Here is a 14,702-nt window from a genome sequence, read left to right on the forward strand (position 1 = left end):
TTTAATTTCGTTGTAGAGCGTTTCTCCAACGCTCTTTTTTAAAACATTAATCCAATGATTGCTATAAATAGCAAAATAGCTAAAATCACTTTCACCCAATCCAAACTTCCCGGAATAGCAGGTGGACGATAACTTGTTATTTGTTCTAAAACCATACTTCTTTCTAGATCTGCTAATCTTTTCGTTTCTACAATGGATTGAGTGGGCGCATTATAAAAATAGTTGCGCCCATCTAATCCAGTTGTTACTACACAATCCAAAATAGGAACTTTATATTTTCCTGCTACAATGACACTTTCATGATCGATATGCGAAATGGTACATATATCTGATGTTTTTTGTTCATCATCAAAAACAATTAATATATCTCTTGTTTCAAATGCGAAATCATCTTCTTCCTTTTTTGTGAAAAAACTCATCTTGCAATTACTCCTTTTCGTTTATTAGTTTTTGATTTTTGACGATTAAATACTTTCCAGCCAATCCATGCTACCGTTGCAATCCCTAAGCTTGTACCAAATCCAACAAAGTACATATATACAAACGCTTCTACCACCACTTAACACCCTCTTTCACTCCGTAATACATCCGCATTAATGATCTAAATAATAATAACGAACCTAGAAAAACGGTTGATATTAAAATACTGCTTATTACTAGCTGCCATGAGTTCGGCATATCACCAAAAACAGAAAAATATTTTCCTATGTTTAACCCTTGAGCGATTACCATATTTACGCTATTTAGTTTCTCTATTGCTAAATCAAGAAAGGAGATAGGCGGCTGAAATATCTTATCGATAAAAGTATGTATCGTATTTTTAATATCCATTAATCTCCACCTACTCTTATAGAACTAATTAGTTTTATAGCTAAAATTGCTGTTGTAAACCACAAACAAAACAACAATATATAAGCTACAACATCTAGTTGCAAAACATCTAAACTTCTAAATAAACGTCCTAAAATATCACTATATCCGTTACCGCTGCTTGATCTCGGACTATAACTTAGACTAGCCAAAGTGTTACCGAAACCAACTATAAGCGACCATAACAATTTAGCTGCATTAAATATGACAAGGAAAAGCTTTACAGCTAAAACACCAATCATATAAAGAAAATATAGTAACCCATCGATCAACGCATAAATGACTTCGAAAAATCCTATTATTATATCTACTAACCCTTGGAATAGCGTTTTTAAAAACGAACCAATCCACGTTATCCCTTGCCATATAAGTGTGAATAATTTCCCGAATGCGTCCCCAATGATCCCCATTAATAGTGACCTCTACGACCGTTACTGTTCCCGGAGTTTAAAGCCTTTCCGATTAATTCGATAAAATGATCTGCAAAAACAATAATCATTAAGATAAAAAGAATAGGAGATAGATAGAGAAGGTTTCCTTTAAAAATTATCTCTATCAAACCTTGTAACAATTCGCTTTCCATTTAGCTACCTCCCTTTTCTTAATTCTCTTGGTATCCTTGACGCTCTTTCTGATTGTCTGCCTTCTCTTGGTACTCTTACTCTATTAAAAAAATGTTTAGGTTCTCTCGGCTCTCTAATCGCCCGATTAAATCTATGCTCTTTCAATGTTCTCTCCCTTCTGTTCTCTGCTATCGTCAATTGACGTTCCCGAACCTTTATTTCTCTCGGTTCTCTAATCGGTCTATCAGATACCTTATTTTCTATTTCGTTACCCTCTGTTTTCGTTCTCCGTTCCGTTTCTGGTATATCATCTTTCTTTTTCCCTTTAACTGCGTTAACGATTAATTTCCGTAATCTTGGAACAAGAAGAAAAGATAATCCTAGCAAAACGAAAGGAGCGATCCACCACAATAACCCCGAACCCGTTTTAATTAAATCCCCCACACCAAATGGAAGATCCATATCTGAAATTCCTGTTGATGGTCTTGTTTTACCTCCTTCCAGTCCACTTTCTGAAATAGGTATGGCTTGTATATCCGGATCGCCTAAACGGGTATATTTCATGTCGCTTTTTGGGATGATTATTTGTTTTTCAGCTGCTTTGACGGTTGCGTACTCTTTGCCACCTACCAAAATTCGAACCATTCCGTTTGTCGGTTCACTCCATGTAAATTTATAATCTCCGTTCACTTCTTCTTCTACCGTTCCATCTTTTAAAACTGGTGGCGGCTCTGCTGGTGTTTTTACAGTTTTTTCTACCCCTTCACTTTCCATGTTATCTGTGGACGTTGTAGTTAATTTATATTGATAAATCGTCTCTGGCTCGACTGTAAAATCTTTAAAAGTTGTTCCGTTGGTTTCAAATATTTTTTTAAAAGATGTTTCTTCCGTTTCTGATTTATCTCTGTATATGTTTACATGTTTAAGTTTTTCGTCTTTTGGTTTCAACCACGATAAGTCTACTTCGTTATATTTCGCTTTTGCTTTCAGTTCTAAAATGTCTTTGGCTGCTCGTGGTTCGCTATCAATTTCAACATTTTTAACAACTCCGTTTGTTTCAACCCCATCATTATAGACCGACACTATTCGGTATTCGTTATAACTTGAATACGCTAAGTTTTCATCTTTATAAGAAGAAGTATCTTTATCTAGGCTTGCTAATAGATCGCCATTTCGGTATAACTTTGTTCCGACAAAATAAGAGTTAATCGGATTCTTCCATGACAGCAAAACATTTCGTTTATTTTCAAATTGGACGGATAAATTCGATATTTCATTGTAGTTTATTTCTCCACTTCCATAGAATGAAATATCATAAACTAATGCAAGTATAGATTGAGGGTTAGTTATTACAACTCTATCCACATCGTATAACCGTTCCCCTTTATAACTTCTTCCTGTATGACTTAGCAACAAATCTCCACTACTGTTATAAAAATTAAATCGCAAGTCCATTCTTGCAGAATTTGTACCTGTGGCGATATTAGAAAAGGATGTTATCGTTATTGGCTCAACAAATTTTAAAGATATATTATCGCTATTACTGTTAGACAAATTTACAAAGCTTTTCTTATCTATAGTTGTGTTAGAATCAAATGCATGTTCAAAATTTTTACCACTTAAATTTAAAGTAGAGCCATCATTAATAAAATGACTTCCTAACGAAAGCTTAACTTCTGCTGCAAACACACTATTTAAAGGCAATGCTATAAATACTAACCCACATATTAAAACTAATTTTTTAAACAAGTTTTTCCACCTCCTTTCTGAACTACTTCGGTATAGGAACTTTCATATCCCCGCCGCTAGGAATAGGGAAAGAACCTTCTTCCGCACTAGGGATAGGTACTTTAAATCCGTCATCACTAGGTATAGGCGCATTTGCTCCGCTATCTTTTGGCGTAGGTGGAGAAACACTTCCTTGATCTGGAACAGATGCGTTTACCTCTTCATCACTTGGTGTTGGTGGAGATACGTCCTCTTGTTCTGGTATCGGCGCTTTTGCTCCGTCATCTTTTGGCATTGGCGCTTTATTCTCTGGTTCTTCTGGAACTGGCGCTTTGTTCTCTGGCTCTTTCGGTATTAATTTTGGCGGGTCTTTTATCTCAGCTACAGGGTCTTTTATAATAAATCCGTCTGTTGGGTCTTCTCGCACTGGAATTTTTGGCGCTCCATTTTTAATATCATCACTATCAAAACCAGAATTTCCTATACCATCTTTTCCTTCTGGCGCTTTTATCCCTCGATCATCTACACCACTAGGCATTGACGGAACACTAGGTAAAGAAGGTGCTTTCCCTAGTAAATCAGACATATCGCTTTTTATTCTTGGCGCTATTGTATCCCTAAAAATTTCTGATACATTTTGCCAGTTTGGAGGCTTTGGTATTTTATCGATTATTTGATCGACTTTTCCCATATAATCGTCCCAAGCTGGACATTGAAATACAGCGCATGGGTTGGAAATGGTACAGGTTTGATCTCCTCCGCCACCACCACTTCCACTATCTTCTCCCCCGCTTGAACCGTCTGGGTATCCTCCGTTGCCGAATATAATCGTTTCAGCGTGTGGGGCGGTGGAATGTGCAATAGTAGCGTGCAACTCTTTTCCGTCCTCTGAAAATATCTTGAACCATTGCGCCCCTCTTGCTCCTTGTACTGTTCCCGGAACTGAACCAGAAGCGACTGGATTACTTGAATCAATCGTTCCATTCACAACTGTGTAAAATTCAACTCTCCCTTTTCCTTCCCCTACAACTGTTACATCTGTGAAATGTTCGTCTGGGTCAAATTTGTTAGTATTCAGATTCAAGAATCCCGACGCTGTACCAGTTGCCGTTCCAAAATATTCATAATTCAATGTTGCTGCATGTGCAAAGGTTGGAAAGGATAGAACAATAAGCAAAAAAGCCATAAGACTAAACTTTTTATACATTAATAAACTTCACCCTTTTCTTATTAAAAAAAGGAAGTAGAATAACTACCCCCTTTTTTACTTTAGAACTTACTTAGTTCCTCCTGCTGCTTTCTTAAATGAGTTAACAATAATTCCAACTAATTTCGGAGCAAATGCGAACGCTAGACCTAGAAGTACGAAAGAACCAATCCACATTAATAGTGCTGATCCACTACCGATTAAGTCACCTACTGAAAACGGTAATTCAATTCCTGAAAAGTCGATTGCTGCGCCTAATGCTAAATTCATAGTAAAATTCCTCCAATATGTTTGTTTTTGTTATAAAACTAGCTTTCGCCAGTGTTATTAATAATGCCTAATTTCGTAATCTTTTTCCTCGTCTTCCGTATCTTTGGATGACTTTTTAAAACTTACGATAACAATAGATAAAAGCATACCTACTGAAATAACAGCAATCACGAGCATTAAACCCGGACTTGCTGTGGAAATTAACATCCACACATAACCCCAAAATTCTTCTAGTCTTGCCTTTGTAAAAAATTCGATTTTAGGAATATTGTTCATAACTAGGTTTTCTTCCCATTTCTAATTGCGTTAATTACAACGTTTAGAAGCATACCAACCGCAATAATTGCAACAATAACCATTAAGAAATTCGCAACAGTTTTAAGAATGTAGCCGAAGCTATCCCAGTAAAAACTCCAATCCCAAACACCACTAAGATTCAAAGCTTCCCTTCTCCCTTCTACTGTTTCAATTTCTTGTTTACCTCCAATACCGTTTGATATAAAGTAATTAAAACAGTCCATGTGATTAGGCTGACCATAATGTCGGGATTGCCTAAGAAGACTTTAAATACATAAGCCATTAGCCCGCCTATTTCCATTTGTTAGCACCCCTTGATACCGCATTAATCAGCAGCTCTACAATTGGATAAGTTAATACACACGCCCCCATGAAAATGACATATACAATGACAATTGCTTTTGGAGTAAATGAAACCATGTCAAACATGCGTTTACCTCCTTATGATCTTGCTAATCACTACAAAAATAAGTAGTGCAGCTAACAAAGTGGATACTAGCAAATCTCCCAGTGTAACTTCATGAATGATATGAATGACTCCCTTTTCTGTTTCAAAAACAGTCATTTCACGTGGATCTATAGGTGAATTAATAACAACGCTTGACGAACCCTCATTCATAAGCACACCAACCTTTCAATGAAAAGCAAAAAGGGATAGGTACATGTTTCACTAAGTGAAAGACATACCTATCCCTTTTTCTATTTACATACGAAACTATCAATACTATAATGACAGTATCGTTGTAGTGAGAAATCGGTTGCTCGGTACTCCAATACCTAGTGATCCTTACAAAGTGTTGGCGCACCTTGTAAGACTGCAACGATATTTTATTTGCTCTTCTTGATTCTCACTATACTACTGTAGAATGTTTGTTTGTATCCCAAAATATTAAAGAATTTCCTCCTTTATCCGATATATTCTAATAAAGGGGGGGCTTTCCTATGGATCTAAGTAATGAAGTAACAAAAGTAGTTTCTAACCAAATTAGTAAGTTGAACATTTATACTTACCCTCAATATGTTTGGCTTGTTTTTCTGTATTACCTTATGCTTAATGTAGCTTTCAAACTCCTCCAATTATTACCAATTAGTACTTCCTACTTCGAAAAAAAAATGCCTGTAGAAATTCTAAATATTAATGAAATGATAATGAGTAAAATTGATAAATGGATGCCCTTCTTATGGTTTTTAGTAATCGCATTTTTTTTCAGTGGCATCCTTATTGTATTTATTCGTTTTATTCCTTTTGTTAACAACCAAAAAATTTCTTATCATGGTGATATTGGAATATTTCTAAGTATCTGGCTTTTTCTTTTTGCTATATCTTACGAATTATATAATCTTATGAATTATTACTTTCCACTAGCAATAATATTAATAGCTTTAGTTAAAAGTGGGTATGATCATTTATATGACAAATACAGAGAATCCTTGAACAATTTTTGAATCATAAGTTAAAAACCTGGGTGCATAATAAAATATATATTTATATTAAATTACCGCACCCTTTCCATCCTAACCAGCGTTATTATACTTAAACTTTTTCCCTCGTTTGGTCCTTCCTGTTTCTAATGTTTTTATCCAGCTTTTAAGTTCTTCTTTACCATAACCAAGTTCTTTCAGCTCAACTGGAAAACTATTTTCGAAGTCCTTCAACCAACTATACATTTTCTCTAGCACCAACTTCGCATTACCAAAAGCAAAAATATGGCGCTCTAGTTTCATGCTATAATCATTATTACCACAATATTCAGTCAAATATATATATTGATGTCCATTTGCCTTTACCTGGCTCAAATACGCCATTCTACCCCTTCTTTCTACTGTTTTTAAATGTGCAAACTCTTACTTTGCCCGATTTCAGCGATTCTTTCCTATACACAATAACAGCATCTTGCTGATAAACAAGATTATTTTTTTGTTCCATGCTTATTCCTCCCTAAACAACCGAATCTTATCAAAAAATATTAAAATGAAAAGAACACCGATTACTATAAATGATAAATTTATCATGACAATCTTTTGTAAATACGTAATGTGATTACTGGCAATTAGATTCCCTAACTGGAAAACTATTCCGCTTAATGCAAAATAAGCGAAGATTAACAAAGTAATTGTATGAAGATGATATTTTTTCAGTCTCCCTAATACCTTGGCAATCCATCCATTACCTTTTTGCTTCCTCGTCATAAAGCTTACGTAAAAGTACACAGCTCCAATCACAAACAAGTCAAACGCTGCTAACAAGTATTCAAAGGGAATAATTGAAACCAAATAAGTCGGTAAATATACCATATGGCTCTTCCTCCTATCTAAAAAATCTCCATATGATCTTTCCAATGAAGCGATTCTTCATGCGTTGCTTCACTCTTCCACGTTTTATAGCATTGATATCGCCTAACACCTTTGCAATGCGATACAGCCATGTTCTAAGCTTTCCTATTGTCACGTTCTCACCCCACTCTCTTTCCTTGCCGTTTCCGCAGCCATTCTATAAATCCTGTTGCTTCTTTAAAGGCTCTTTCAAACGGTACATTCTGAATGATTATTTTCGTCTTATACGCCCCTTTTTGGTCTTCTCGATGGTTTTCCCTCCAAGCTGTTGCTCGACCATTTAGATGGCGTTCTATGAAAAGAAAGGCTCCCCTTCCATAGCGATATTCGTAAAATAATCCATGTTGATAGACAAGAAAGCCTATCTCTTTAGCTGCTGCATTTTCTTTTAATTGTTGTAGTATCTCAATCTTGTATTCTTTTATTTGTGCTTTTAGTTTTTCATCGATATAATTTTGATAGATTAGTTTTATTTTGTTATTTTTTTCTATTATTTCTATATTTAAGTCATACATGATATTAAGAAGGTTATTTATCATTAATTATCCTCCTCAATGACAGAGTTACTAGTTACTTTCAAGTTACTTGTTTTCCCGTTTTCCTCAATATTTTCCCTTATAGGAGAATTACCGGAATTTGAGTAACTGGAGGTAACTAAGTAACTATGATTGGATATAAGACCAATTCCAAAAAAGAAAGTCTGGTTACCAGTACTCTTCTTCTTCTCAATACCTCGCATTACTAATCGGTTAGAAAACTTTACTTTCTTCAATGGAGTTTCACTATTTTCTTCACAGTAAGCCAAATACTCCTTATAAAGATCATTCAATTTGATCTTGGCTTCTGGATGAACGACACAAGCATCGTTTATGAAATTGCTTAATAAGTCCATTTCATCCTTATAGGCATCTGTTGCATTCTTTATGGTTGTGGGCTCTCCTAAGCCTTCTCTTTGCCATTTTAAGCAGCCTTCTACTGCCCATCTTAATATCCCAGGAAGTTCTGCATGTAGCTTCTCTGGCAGGTGTTTATCAATGTTTTCTTTTGGAATCGTCACATTAAACGGCACTAATCGTATCCGTCTCCAAATCCCTTCGTCGTCACCCTTGATGACTGGTTTATAATTCGTAGTAAAAAATATCTTAAATTGTGGTAAGAACTCAAAAAATTCTTTTCGTAAAAATCTCGCTGTTACAGGCTCTCCACCTGTTAACTGTTTAATGAGCGATTCACTTAATCGCTGTCCATCTTCACTTTCTACAGCCGATACAAAACGGCTGCCTACTAATCTAGCAACATCATTATTAATGCCAGAGTCATTATATTTCGTGGTGAATGTCTCACTATTTGTTTGCTTGGCATAATCGCCAAATAGTGTTTTCACTGTATTAATAAAAGTGGATTTTCCATTTCTTCCTGTTCCCCATAGGAAGAACACCACTTGTTCACTTGTATCTCCTGTAAGAGCATACCCAATCGATTTTTGGAGGAAGTCGATAACCTCGTGTTGCACTTCTCCCTTTTCGGTAAATACACTTTCTAAAAACTGTATCCATATTGGACATTCCGCATTCCGATCAAAAGTGATATTTGTATTTTTTGTCATGAATAGCTTTCGGTCATGGCTATGAAGTTGTCCTGTTTTTAAATCAATATAGCCATTGGAGCAATTCAACAAGTATTTATCTTTGTTTAGATCGTCTTGTGATATCGGCAGCATCGCTTCTGCTCGATTTATACTGTTGAGGAAAACGGAACTTCTTTCACTTGTTTTCGCCCATTTGACTAGCTCGCTTCTTCTGCTGTCTTCATCTTCTTGCGCTGCTTCTCCATACATTTCACGAAAAGTCTTTATGGCTATTCGCTCGATTTGCCTTTTATAATCTTCTTTCCACGTGCGACCATTCCATATCATCCATGATTCAAATTCCATGCAGTATCGCAAATTCACCCCATTACGGTGCACTAATCTTTCTGCATTTCCCATTTCGGTCAAATTAAATTTCGGCTCTTGTTCTGGCTGCTGATTGGTTTGCACTGGTGGACTAGGTGGAGATCCATAAATCTTTCCACTCGCCACTTTGCTAACTGCACTTTTGTATGTCGCCATATATTCTCTATGATCTAAGGAAGGCTGGAATAAATACTTGTTTGTAAAGCTTGTAATCTCGTGAATGGCATCTGGATCATAACCAAACTCTACTAACCGACAAGCATGTTTGTATAAAGCGTTATTCCTGCCACCCTCCATCATTGGTACTGGAAAAGGGCGTGCTTCTTTGTTCAAGTTTTTTAATTGATCAAAGTAAATTGGCATTTCCGATAATGGACCATTTACTAAATGAACCCACTGCCTTCCTTTCGTATTGGAGGAAGGCAGTACAACTTGTCCCTTTTCTGCTAAGCGATAATCCCCTACACAGCCACAAGCCATTAGCACGGTTGCATTCTGTCTTCTTACTCTTTTGTTATCTTTAAAGAAAAACTGATAGCCACGCACCGTTTTAATCGCATGAAAGCTTAATTGGTCATGCAGCAAGGCTTTATAAAGCATTTCGCCTTCCTTTGGATTATCGATATCCACGACTATGTAGCCTTTTGGAATAACTAAGCCTGTCCATCCACCTTGCTTTAACCAGTTATTTTCTTCTTGTCTGGAAATGCCTGGCTTGTCCATCTGTTGCCATCCATTTGTAAAAGGTCGCTTTGCTTTGTTATAACGCTTTGCTTGATCACTTTCTTTATTGTTGTATGAATATCCTAATAGCTTAATAACTTTTATAGTAGAAGAAGGAAACAGCCGAGTGAGATCGACCGTTTCTTTTCTTTTTGTTTCTGTTGCAAGCATCGACTCTTTCCTTTCAAATTAATTTTTGATACAATAAAGCTACAACTTTTTTCTCTGATGCAGTAAGCTTACTAGGCTTGCTGTTTCTTTCTGTCTAAATTTGGTACAAACCGACTTTTTTCAACGGCATTTTTCTCACTATTTTTCAAAAAGAAAGCTCGCTTAGCAAAATCGATTTTAATTCCCCTTTCTTGCATGGCTTTCACAAGATCTGCGAGCTGTTGACTCCTTTCTTTTTTCACTTGAAACTCTCTTAATCTCTTAACTGCTGCATTCAAATCTTCTAGCTCTAAATCTACTGTTTCATAATCTTCCTCACAGACAGCTTCAAACAAATAGAACACGGTTTTAAATACATTTGTTTTTAGATTCTCTTCTTCGACAATTAATTGAGATTGTTGGCACATTTCGACAAAATACAACTCCTTCTTAGTGGTATGTTTAATTAGAGGATTTTATGAAATAGAAAGCTTTTTATCATCCTTCTTAAAATAAGGTTCTAGAGCTTTTCGAAACGCTTCTTCGATATTCTGTTTTCCGTATGTTTCTTTGCCCAATTTCAATGGACATGGCTTGCTTTTTTTCATATTGATCACCTCTAATGAATCCTATGCATGTGGGACAGATGGACTAACCATAAAACCGAATACGAATTGCTTCAAATGCTAACTTTTTATTATTGCTGTCTAAATAATCAAGATCAGATAAATCGAACTTATTACGTTCATTAAACAGATAGAGCGCTAAATTCAACATGATCTTTTCCGAATTAGACCAAGCAGCACTTTTTCTTTTTAGCGATTGGATCTTAATGATTTCTGCATCCATATCAAAGTACTTAGTGGTAAACATTTGATTTAACTTTGAATGGTTTTTAAATAAATGGATTAATGATAACCAGTAGCGATCTTTAGCTAAATGAACTGGAATTTGGTTCGACATTTTGGTTCCTCCTAACAATAAGTAACGTTTCGTTACTTTAATATTCAAAAAAAAAGAGTCCATTTAAATCCAATTACATTTGCAATCTTTTTTGCAACGTCAACACTTGGATTTCTATTTCCATTTTCAATCATTGTGTAATAAGCTCTTTGGATTCCTACTTTTGAAGCAACATCTTCTTGAGTTAATCCATTATTTTCTCGGTTTTTCTTTAACCATTCTCTCATTCACTATCCTCCTTTAATGTAACGATATGACACATTCCATACTCATATAATAGTATCACTTCGTTACTAAGTCAATACAAAAATAAAAAATAAAGTAACTTTTCGTTACTTTTGTTTTTAGTAACAATTAGTTACTGTAAAATTAATGATATATATAATGAGGTGATTTCCTTGCTTAGTGAACAATTATTAAAATTAAGAAAAGAAGCGAAAAAAACACAAGAAGATATTGCAAATCTATTAGGAATAACAAGACCAGCTTATACAGCATATGAATCTGGAAAACGTCAACCCGACTATGACTCTTTAATAAAATTAGCCGAGTATTATGATGTTTCTTTAGATTTTCTTTTGACTGGGAAAGAAAAAGTTGAAAAAAATCATACTGATCAAACAAATCTCTTCTTTTTTGATATGGAAGGATTAACAGAAGACGAAATTGAGGATATCAAAAGGCATATTAATTATGTGAAGTGGAAATCCGAACAAGAAAGGAAAGATAAATAGAATTATGAAAAATAAAGATAGGCATACCATTGCTAGTGGAATAGCTGTGTTTTCTGCCTTTTATTTGTTCATGAAAATGAATGAGATTAAAGCAATTATTCCTTTTTTAGAAAATAGTATCTACTTTTTAATTTTTGTAATAGTGTCAGAAGTTTTTCTTTATTGTTTAATATGGACTATCTTACCGTCGAAAAAATCGAAAAAGAGTAAGAAGGTTATTAAGAGTAGTCCTTCTAAGAAATCTACACAAGTAAATACTGCTAAGAAGACTGTTTATACAGAAAACAACAATAAACACAGTTTATTACATAGTGATAAGGAAATATTAACGCTTCCTTTTGATCAATTGACATGGAGAGATTTTGAGCGCTTATGCTACCTCTATTTCAAAGCTAAAGGGTACAAGCCTAGAGAAACTTCCGAAGGTGCAGATGGTGGAGTTGACTTAATTATCTATAATAAACACCATCAAACAGATGTAGCTATCCAGATTAAACATTATCAAAAAGGAAAACAAATAACCGTCAAAGAAATTAGAGAGCTTGCTACAGCGAAAAAGAACCATAAATGCATCCTTGCAGATTTTATCACAACATCTACTTATACTAATGCTGCATTGGTGGAAGCAGATAAATTCAATATCCAGTGCAGACAAAAAGAATGGGTAGAAAATAAAATACTACGTTGGAGAGATCAAGCTGCGAGACAGATTTCTTAATTATTTTTTAAACACTGTTTAATTACAGTGTTTTTTTATATAAAAAAACATCTTGAAAAATAGAACATTTGTTCCTATAATAGGTTTTGAGGTGATTCATTTGTCCTATATCTATCGTCCCTTTCCTTTAGAAGAAAAAGTAATGAAGATGTATAAGAATATGAATATATATAAACCAGAAGATATTGATATAAGAAAAATTGCGAATTATTTCCGCATTCATTTAAAATTTTCAACCAACCGATCATATTCCTTTCAAAACGGAAATTTTATGATTATTAATATAAATAAAAGTCTTAACAACATGGAGCAAAGGGAAGTATTCTTCCATGAACTTTGCCATTTGTTAAGACATTGTGGAAATCAGTATAAAAATATGCCAAAAGCTTTTAGAGACTTACAGGAATGGGATGCAGAACACTTTACTCGGTATGCTGCAATTCCATATCATATGCTAAAACTAATAAATTGGAAAAGTGGTTCTCTAATTACAGATCTCAATAAAATCTTTTGTGTTTCAGAAAATATTTGTTTGGAAAGAATAAACCATATATTAAGAAATTCAAATAGAAAAGAATAAAATATCATTAATTCAATTTGTCTATATTAATTATTAATTTCTCTAGTCTGTTTAATAGTTGAATATTACTACTATCTAATTCAGTTTTCTTTTTTGTTGCTTGCCATTCAATTAAAAAAGATCTTGAACCACTTAGATAATTCAATAACGCATACTTACTTGAAAAAAATACTCGTTCTTTATTTAACTTTCTGTTAATATATCTTTTAGAATTTAATAAGCTCAATAATTCGTTAACTGATGAAGGCTTTAAATTATTATAAACATATAATATTGTATTTAAATCTCTTTTTTTAGATCTAGATAATCGAATATCACTTCCTACAACAAAACCATTTAATACTATTTCATTTGTTGTAGTGATGAGCTTGGAATTATTTAAATTGAAGCCCTTCGATTTAAGAATTTTTCTTATCATATTAATAAAAAATTTCTCGAGTATTCTTTTATTATTAGAGGAAAATAATAAATCATCCGCATATCTAGTATAGGTTACATTTGTTTTTCTACAGTATTTCTGGATACGTAAATCAATTTGTCTGAAAACAATATTTGAAATAACTGGACTAGTAACTGCCCCTTGTGGTAAGGCGTTATTAAGACTAACTATATTTAGAAATACATCTATCATTTCCTTTGATTTTAATTCGTCAGTCTTAAAATAATATTTTATTACTTCTTCTATTATTTCATTATTAATTGAAGGGAAAAAATTTTTAATATCAATTCTAATATAATACTTGACTTCATTTTCCAAGCGAATATGGGGAATTAGATACTCCTTATAAGAGCGATCTTTTACAAATCCATAAACATTATCTGGTATAGGAATATTATTTAAGAATCTGTCTTTTAGGTTAGTTTGATAAGTATGTAATTTACTTTCTTTTTTTAAACAATTTAGTATTCTATCAGTACCCTTTTTAGGGATAACTCTAGTATAATAACTCTCATTTTTATTTTCCAGTTCGTTTTTAATATTTTCAATTGTATCTTGTAAAATATAATTATAAAAAAAATCTTCCTTAAATATAAATATAATAATCACCCTCTATAAGCAAATAAGTACATTCTCAAAGCCTCGCTTTGCGACTAAAGATCCCTGCAGGACATATGCCGCGAACAATTACAACTTACAATTGTAACACGTTACCCTTGGTTTTAATTCACAAGGGATTAGATGCATAGTTAAACTATACTCCAATATTACTACTCATTTATTATACATTAATCTTATAGAGGTAATTATCATATTTAATTCTGGAAAATTCTCTTTAAATATACCTATTTTATCCTCATAAGTCAACGAATCATTATTAAAATCATTATTCTCAAAGAAATCATTAATAAAATGTGTTACCCATCCACTGGTTTTCTTATTTCTCACTTTGGCTATATTATTGTAGATTTCTCTAACAGAATCATCTTGTATGTTATCAATATTTCCAATCCATTCTTTTACTGTTGCAAAGTTATCATATTTGCCTTCATGGATTAATCTTAAGATAGTAGTCTTATATGCATATGAATTTTTCAAATTATAAATGTCTTCGATCATTTGTATATCAGTACTACTTTTCTTATATCTTTTTAACCATTCAAATACTACTT

Annotated in this window: 27 protein-coding genes; 4 read left to right on the forward strand and 23 right to left on the reverse strand. The window is 33.7% G+C overall.

Annotated features, from left to right (window positions below; all coding sequences use genetic code 11):
• Positions 1–38: 38 nt before the first annotated feature.
• The 13 genes from NSQ89_RS14590 to NSQ89_RS14650 all read right to left on the reverse strand — a co-directional run bounded on the left by NSQ89_RS14590 (position 39) and on the right by NSQ89_RS14650 (position 5,554).
• Positions 39–419, reverse strand: a complete 381-nt coding sequence (locus tag NSQ89_RS14590) for a hypothetical protein (protein WP_341132826.1) — start codon at positions 417–419, stop codon at positions 39–41.
• Complete coding sequence (locus NSQ89_RS14595; RefSeq protein WP_176473377.1) at positions 416–559, reverse strand: hypothetical protein; 144 nt, start codon at positions 557–559, stop codon at positions 416–418. Before NSQ89_RS14595 ends, NSQ89_RS14590 begins: the two co-directional genes overlap by 4 nt.
• Positions 550–831 carry a hypothetical protein gene (locus NSQ89_RS14600; RefSeq protein ID WP_095321066.1) on the reverse strand — a complete coding sequence of 94 codons (282 nt, stop codon included), beginning with the start codon at positions 829–831 and terminating at the stop codon, positions 550–552. The genes NSQ89_RS14595 and NSQ89_RS14600 overlap by 10 nt, the downstream gene beginning before the upstream one ends.
• Entirely contained in the window at positions 831–1,280 is a 450-nt protein-coding gene (locus NSQ89_RS14605; RefSeq protein WP_095321065.1) for a hypothetical protein, read from the reverse strand. The genes NSQ89_RS14600 and NSQ89_RS14605 overlap by 1 nt, the downstream gene beginning before the upstream one ends.
• The gene (locus tag NSQ89_RS14610; protein WP_176473376.1) at positions 1,280–1,453 is read right to left on the reverse strand and encodes a hypothetical protein; all 174 of its coding nucleotides are present in this window, start codon (positions 1,451–1,453) and stop codon (positions 1,280–1,282) included. Before NSQ89_RS14610 ends, NSQ89_RS14605 begins: the two co-directional genes overlap by 1 nt.
• Before the next feature lie 4 nt (positions 1,454–1,457).
• Positions 1,458–3,182 (reverse strand): fibronectin type III domain-containing protein, encoded by a 1,725-nt coding sequence (locus NSQ89_RS14615; RefSeq protein WP_341132827.1) that lies wholly within the window; start codon positions 3,180–3,182, stop codon positions 1,458–1,460.
• A gap of 22 nt (positions 3,183–3,204) precedes the next feature.
• Entirely contained in the window at positions 3,205–4,368 is a 1,164-nt protein-coding gene (locus NSQ89_RS14620; protein WP_341132828.1) for a hypothetical protein, read from the reverse strand.
• Positions 4,369–4,437: 69 nt separating this feature from the next.
• Positions 4,438–4,638 carry a hypothetical protein gene (locus tag NSQ89_RS14625; RefSeq protein ID WP_095321062.1) on the reverse strand — a complete coding sequence of 67 codons (201 nt, stop codon included), beginning with the start codon at positions 4,636–4,638 and terminating at the stop codon, positions 4,438–4,440.
• A gap of 57 nt (positions 4,639–4,695) precedes the next feature.
• Positions 4,696–4,914, reverse strand: coding sequence for a hypothetical protein (locus NSQ89_RS14630; protein WP_341132829.1), 219 nt, complete (start codon positions 4,912–4,914; stop codon positions 4,696–4,698).
• A 2-nt stretch (positions 4,915–4,916) separates the two neighbouring features.
• Positions 4,917–5,078, reverse strand: a complete 162-nt coding sequence (locus tag NSQ89_RS14635) for a PTS ascorbate transporter subunit IIC (RefSeq protein ID WP_095321061.1) — start codon at positions 5,076–5,078, stop codon at positions 4,917–4,919.
• Between the two features lie 17 nt (positions 5,079–5,095).
• The gene (locus NSQ89_RS14640; protein ID WP_341132830.1) at positions 5,096–5,236 is read right to left on the reverse strand and encodes a hypothetical protein; all 141 of its coding nucleotides are present in this window, start codon (positions 5,234–5,236) and stop codon (positions 5,096–5,098) included.
• A complete protein-coding gene (locus NSQ89_RS14645; protein WP_176473374.1) occupies positions 5,227–5,364 on the reverse strand; it encodes a hypothetical protein in 138 nt (45 codons plus the stop codon). The genes NSQ89_RS14640 and NSQ89_RS14645 overlap by 10 nt, the downstream gene beginning before the upstream one ends.
• Before the next feature lie 4 nt (positions 5,365–5,368).
• The gene (locus NSQ89_RS14650) at positions 5,369–5,554 is read right to left on the reverse strand and encodes a hypothetical protein (protein ID WP_341132831.1); all 186 of its coding nucleotides are present in this window, start codon (positions 5,552–5,554) and stop codon (positions 5,369–5,371) included.
• A gap of 323 nt (positions 5,555–5,877) precedes the next feature.
• Here NSQ89_RS14650 and NSQ89_RS14655 point away from each other — a divergent pair, with 323 nt between their 5' ends.
• Complete coding sequence (locus NSQ89_RS14655; RefSeq protein WP_095323173.1) at positions 5,878–6,381, forward strand: hypothetical protein; 504 nt, start codon at positions 5,878–5,880, stop codon at positions 6,379–6,381.
• 69 nt (positions 6,382–6,450) lie between these two features.
• On the opposite strand, the gene NSQ89_RS14660 is transcribed toward NSQ89_RS14655, so the two are convergent.
• The 8 genes from NSQ89_RS14660 to NSQ89_RS14695 form a co-directional block, all read right to left on the reverse strand.
• A complete protein-coding gene (locus NSQ89_RS14660) occupies positions 6,451–6,741 on the reverse strand; it encodes a hypothetical protein (protein WP_144580403.1) in 291 nt (96 codons plus the stop codon).
• A 123-nt stretch (positions 6,742–6,864) separates the two neighbouring features.
• Entirely contained in the window at positions 6,865–7,230 is a 366-nt protein-coding gene (locus NSQ89_RS14665) for a hypothetical protein (protein ID WP_341132832.1), read from the reverse strand.
• Positions 7,231–7,388: 158 nt separating this feature from the next.
• Positions 7,389–7,808 (reverse strand): hypothetical protein, encoded by a 420-nt coding sequence (locus NSQ89_RS14670; RefSeq protein ID WP_341132833.1) that lies wholly within the window; start codon positions 7,806–7,808, stop codon positions 7,389–7,391.
• Positions 7,808–10,117, reverse strand: coding sequence for a phage/plasmid primase, P4 family (locus NSQ89_RS14675; protein WP_341132834.1), 2,310 nt, complete (start codon positions 10,115–10,117; stop codon positions 7,808–7,810). Before NSQ89_RS14675 ends, NSQ89_RS14670 begins: the two co-directional genes overlap by 1 nt.
• 71 nt (positions 10,118–10,188) lie before the next feature.
• The gene (locus tag NSQ89_RS14680; RefSeq protein ID WP_341132835.1) at positions 10,189–10,524 is read right to left on the reverse strand and encodes a hypothetical protein; all 336 of its coding nucleotides are present in this window, start codon (positions 10,522–10,524) and stop codon (positions 10,189–10,191) included.
• A gap of 48 nt (positions 10,525–10,572) precedes the next feature.
• Positions 10,573–10,704, reverse strand: a complete 132-nt coding sequence (locus NSQ89_RS14685; protein WP_268876342.1) for a hypothetical protein — start codon at positions 10,702–10,704, stop codon at positions 10,573–10,575.
• 43 nt (positions 10,705–10,747) lie between these two features.
• On the reverse strand, positions 10,748–11,059 hold the full coding sequence (locus NSQ89_RS14690; protein WP_341132836.1) for a hypothetical protein: 312 nt from the start codon (positions 11,057–11,059) through the stop codon (positions 10,748–10,750).
• Between the two features lie 44 nt (positions 11,060–11,103).
• Positions 11,104–11,286, reverse strand: a complete 183-nt coding sequence (locus NSQ89_RS14695; RefSeq protein ID WP_341132837.1) for a helix-turn-helix transcriptional regulator — start codon at positions 11,284–11,286, stop codon at positions 11,104–11,106.
• Positions 11,287–11,457: 171 nt separating this feature from the next.
• Here NSQ89_RS14695 and NSQ89_RS14700 point away from each other — a divergent pair, with 171 nt between their 5' ends.
• From NSQ89_RS14700 to NSQ89_RS14710, 3 genes are all read left to right on the forward strand, one after another.
• A complete protein-coding gene (locus NSQ89_RS14700) occupies positions 11,458–11,793 on the forward strand; it encodes a helix-turn-helix domain-containing protein (RefSeq protein WP_341132838.1) in 336 nt (111 codons plus the stop codon).
• A 4-nt stretch (positions 11,794–11,797) separates the two neighbouring features.
• Positions 11,798–12,511, forward strand: a complete 714-nt coding sequence (locus NSQ89_RS14705; protein ID WP_341132839.1) for a restriction endonuclease — start codon at positions 11,798–11,800, stop codon at positions 12,509–12,511.
• A 142-nt stretch (positions 12,512–12,653) separates the two neighbouring features.
• Positions 12,654–13,091: an ImmA/IrrE family metallo-endopeptidase gene (locus tag NSQ89_RS14710; protein WP_341132840.1), complete on the forward strand. Its 438-nt coding sequence runs from the start codon at positions 12,654–12,656 to the stop codon at positions 13,089–13,091.
• Positions 13,092–13,098: 7 nt separating this feature from the next.
• On the opposite strand, the gene NSQ89_RS14715 is transcribed toward NSQ89_RS14710, so the two are convergent.
• Positions 13,099–14,139: a reverse transcriptase family protein gene (locus NSQ89_RS14715; RefSeq protein ID WP_341132841.1), complete on the reverse strand. Its 1,041-nt coding sequence runs from the start codon at positions 14,137–14,139 to the stop codon at positions 13,099–13,101.
• A 165-nt stretch (positions 14,140–14,304) separates the two neighbouring features.
• Positions 14,305–14,649, reverse strand: a complete 345-nt coding sequence (locus NSQ89_RS14720; protein ID WP_341132842.1) for a hypothetical protein — start codon at positions 14,647–14,649, stop codon at positions 14,305–14,307.
• Between the last annotated feature and the right edge of the window lie 53 nt (positions 14,650–14,702).

The organism is Niallia sp. FSL R7-0648, from assembly GCF_038007005.1.
GTDB lineage: Bacteria > Bacillota > Bacilli > Bacillales > Cytobacillaceae > Niallia > Niallia circulans.

What these genes read in the sequence shown, in the direction of transcription:
- NSQ89_RS14590 (WP_341132826.1), bottom strand. Translation starts at nt 419, where the DNA reads ATGAGTTTTTTCACAAAAAAGGAAGAAGATGATTTCGCATTTGAAACA.
- NSQ89_RS14610 (WP_176473376.1), bottom strand. Translation starts at nt 1,453, where the DNA reads ATGGAAAGCGAATTGTTACAAGGTTTGATAGAGATAATTTTTAAAGGA.
- NSQ89_RS14620 (WP_341132828.1), bottom strand. Translation starts at nt 4,368, where the DNA reads ATGTATAAAAAGTTTAGTCTTATGGCTTTTTTGCTTATTGTTCTATCC.
- NSQ89_RS14660 (WP_144580403.1), bottom strand. Translation starts at nt 6,741, where the DNA reads ATGGCGTATTTGAGCCAGGTAAAGGCAAATGGACATCAATATATATAT.
- NSQ89_RS14690 (WP_341132836.1), bottom strand. Translation starts at nt 11,059, where the DNA reads ATGTCGAACCAAATTCCAGTTCATTTAGCTAAAGATCGCTACTGGTTA.
- NSQ89_RS14655 (WP_095323173.1), top strand. Translation starts at nt 5,878, where the DNA reads ATGGATCTAAGTAATGAAGTAACAAAAGTAGTTTCTAACCAAATTAGT.
- NSQ89_RS14710 (WP_341132840.1), top strand. Translation starts at nt 12,654, where the DNA reads ATGAAGATGTATAAGAATATGAATATATATAAACCAGAAGATATTGAT.
- NSQ89_RS14665 (WP_341132832.1), bottom strand. Translation starts at nt 7,230, where the DNA reads ATGGTATATTTACCGACTTATTTGGTTTCAATTATTCCCTTTGAATAC.
- NSQ89_RS14680 (WP_341132835.1), bottom strand. Translation starts at nt 10,524, where the DNA reads ATGTGCCAACAATCTCAATTAATTGTCGAAGAAGAGAATCTAAAAACA.
- NSQ89_RS14685 (WP_268876342.1), bottom strand. Translation starts at nt 10,704, where the DNA reads ATGAAAAAAAGCAAGCCATGTCCATTGAAATTGGGCAAAGAAACATAC.
- NSQ89_RS14640 (WP_341132830.1), bottom strand. Translation starts at nt 5,236, where the DNA reads ATGGAAATAGGCGGGCTAATGGCTTATGTATTTAAAGTCTTCTTAGGC.
- NSQ89_RS14625 (WP_095321062.1), bottom strand. Translation starts at nt 4,638, where the DNA reads ATGAATTTAGCATTAGGCGCAGCAATCGACTTTTCAGGAATTGAATTA.
- NSQ89_RS14695 (WP_341132837.1), bottom strand. Translation starts at nt 11,286, where the DNA reads ATGAGAGAATGGTTAAAGAAAAACCGAGAAAATAATGGATTAACTCAA.
- NSQ89_RS14720 (WP_341132842.1), bottom strand. Translation starts at nt 14,649, where the DNA reads ATGATCGAAGACATTTATAATTTGAAAAATTCATATGCATATAAGACT.
- NSQ89_RS14650 (WP_341132831.1), bottom strand. Translation starts at nt 5,554, where the DNA reads ATGAATGAGGGTTCGTCAAGCGTTGTTATTAATTCACCTATAGATCCA.
- NSQ89_RS14705 (WP_341132839.1), top strand. Translation starts at nt 11,798, where the DNA reads ATGAAAAATAAAGATAGGCATACCATTGCTAGTGGAATAGCTGTGTTT.
- NSQ89_RS14600 (WP_095321066.1), bottom strand. Translation starts at nt 831, where the DNA reads ATGGATATTAAAAATACGATACATACTTTTATCGATAAGATATTTCAG.
- NSQ89_RS14605 (WP_095321065.1), bottom strand. Translation starts at nt 1,280, where the DNA reads ATGGGGATCATTGGGGACGCATTCGGGAAATTATTCACACTTATATGG.
- NSQ89_RS14670 (WP_341132833.1), bottom strand. Translation starts at nt 7,808, where the DNA reads ATGATAAATAACCTTCTTAATATCATGTATGACTTAAATATAGAAATA.
- NSQ89_RS14630 (WP_341132829.1), bottom strand. Translation starts at nt 4,914, where the DNA reads ATGAACAATATTCCTAAAATCGAATTTTTTACAAAGGCAAGACTAGAA.
- NSQ89_RS14675 (WP_341132834.1), bottom strand. Translation starts at nt 10,117, where the DNA reads ATGCTTGCAACAGAAACAAAAAGAAAAGAAACGGTCGATCTCACTCGG.
- NSQ89_RS14645 (WP_176473374.1), bottom strand. Translation starts at nt 5,364, where the DNA reads ATGTTTGACATGGTTTCATTTACTCCAAAAGCAATTGTCATTGTATAT.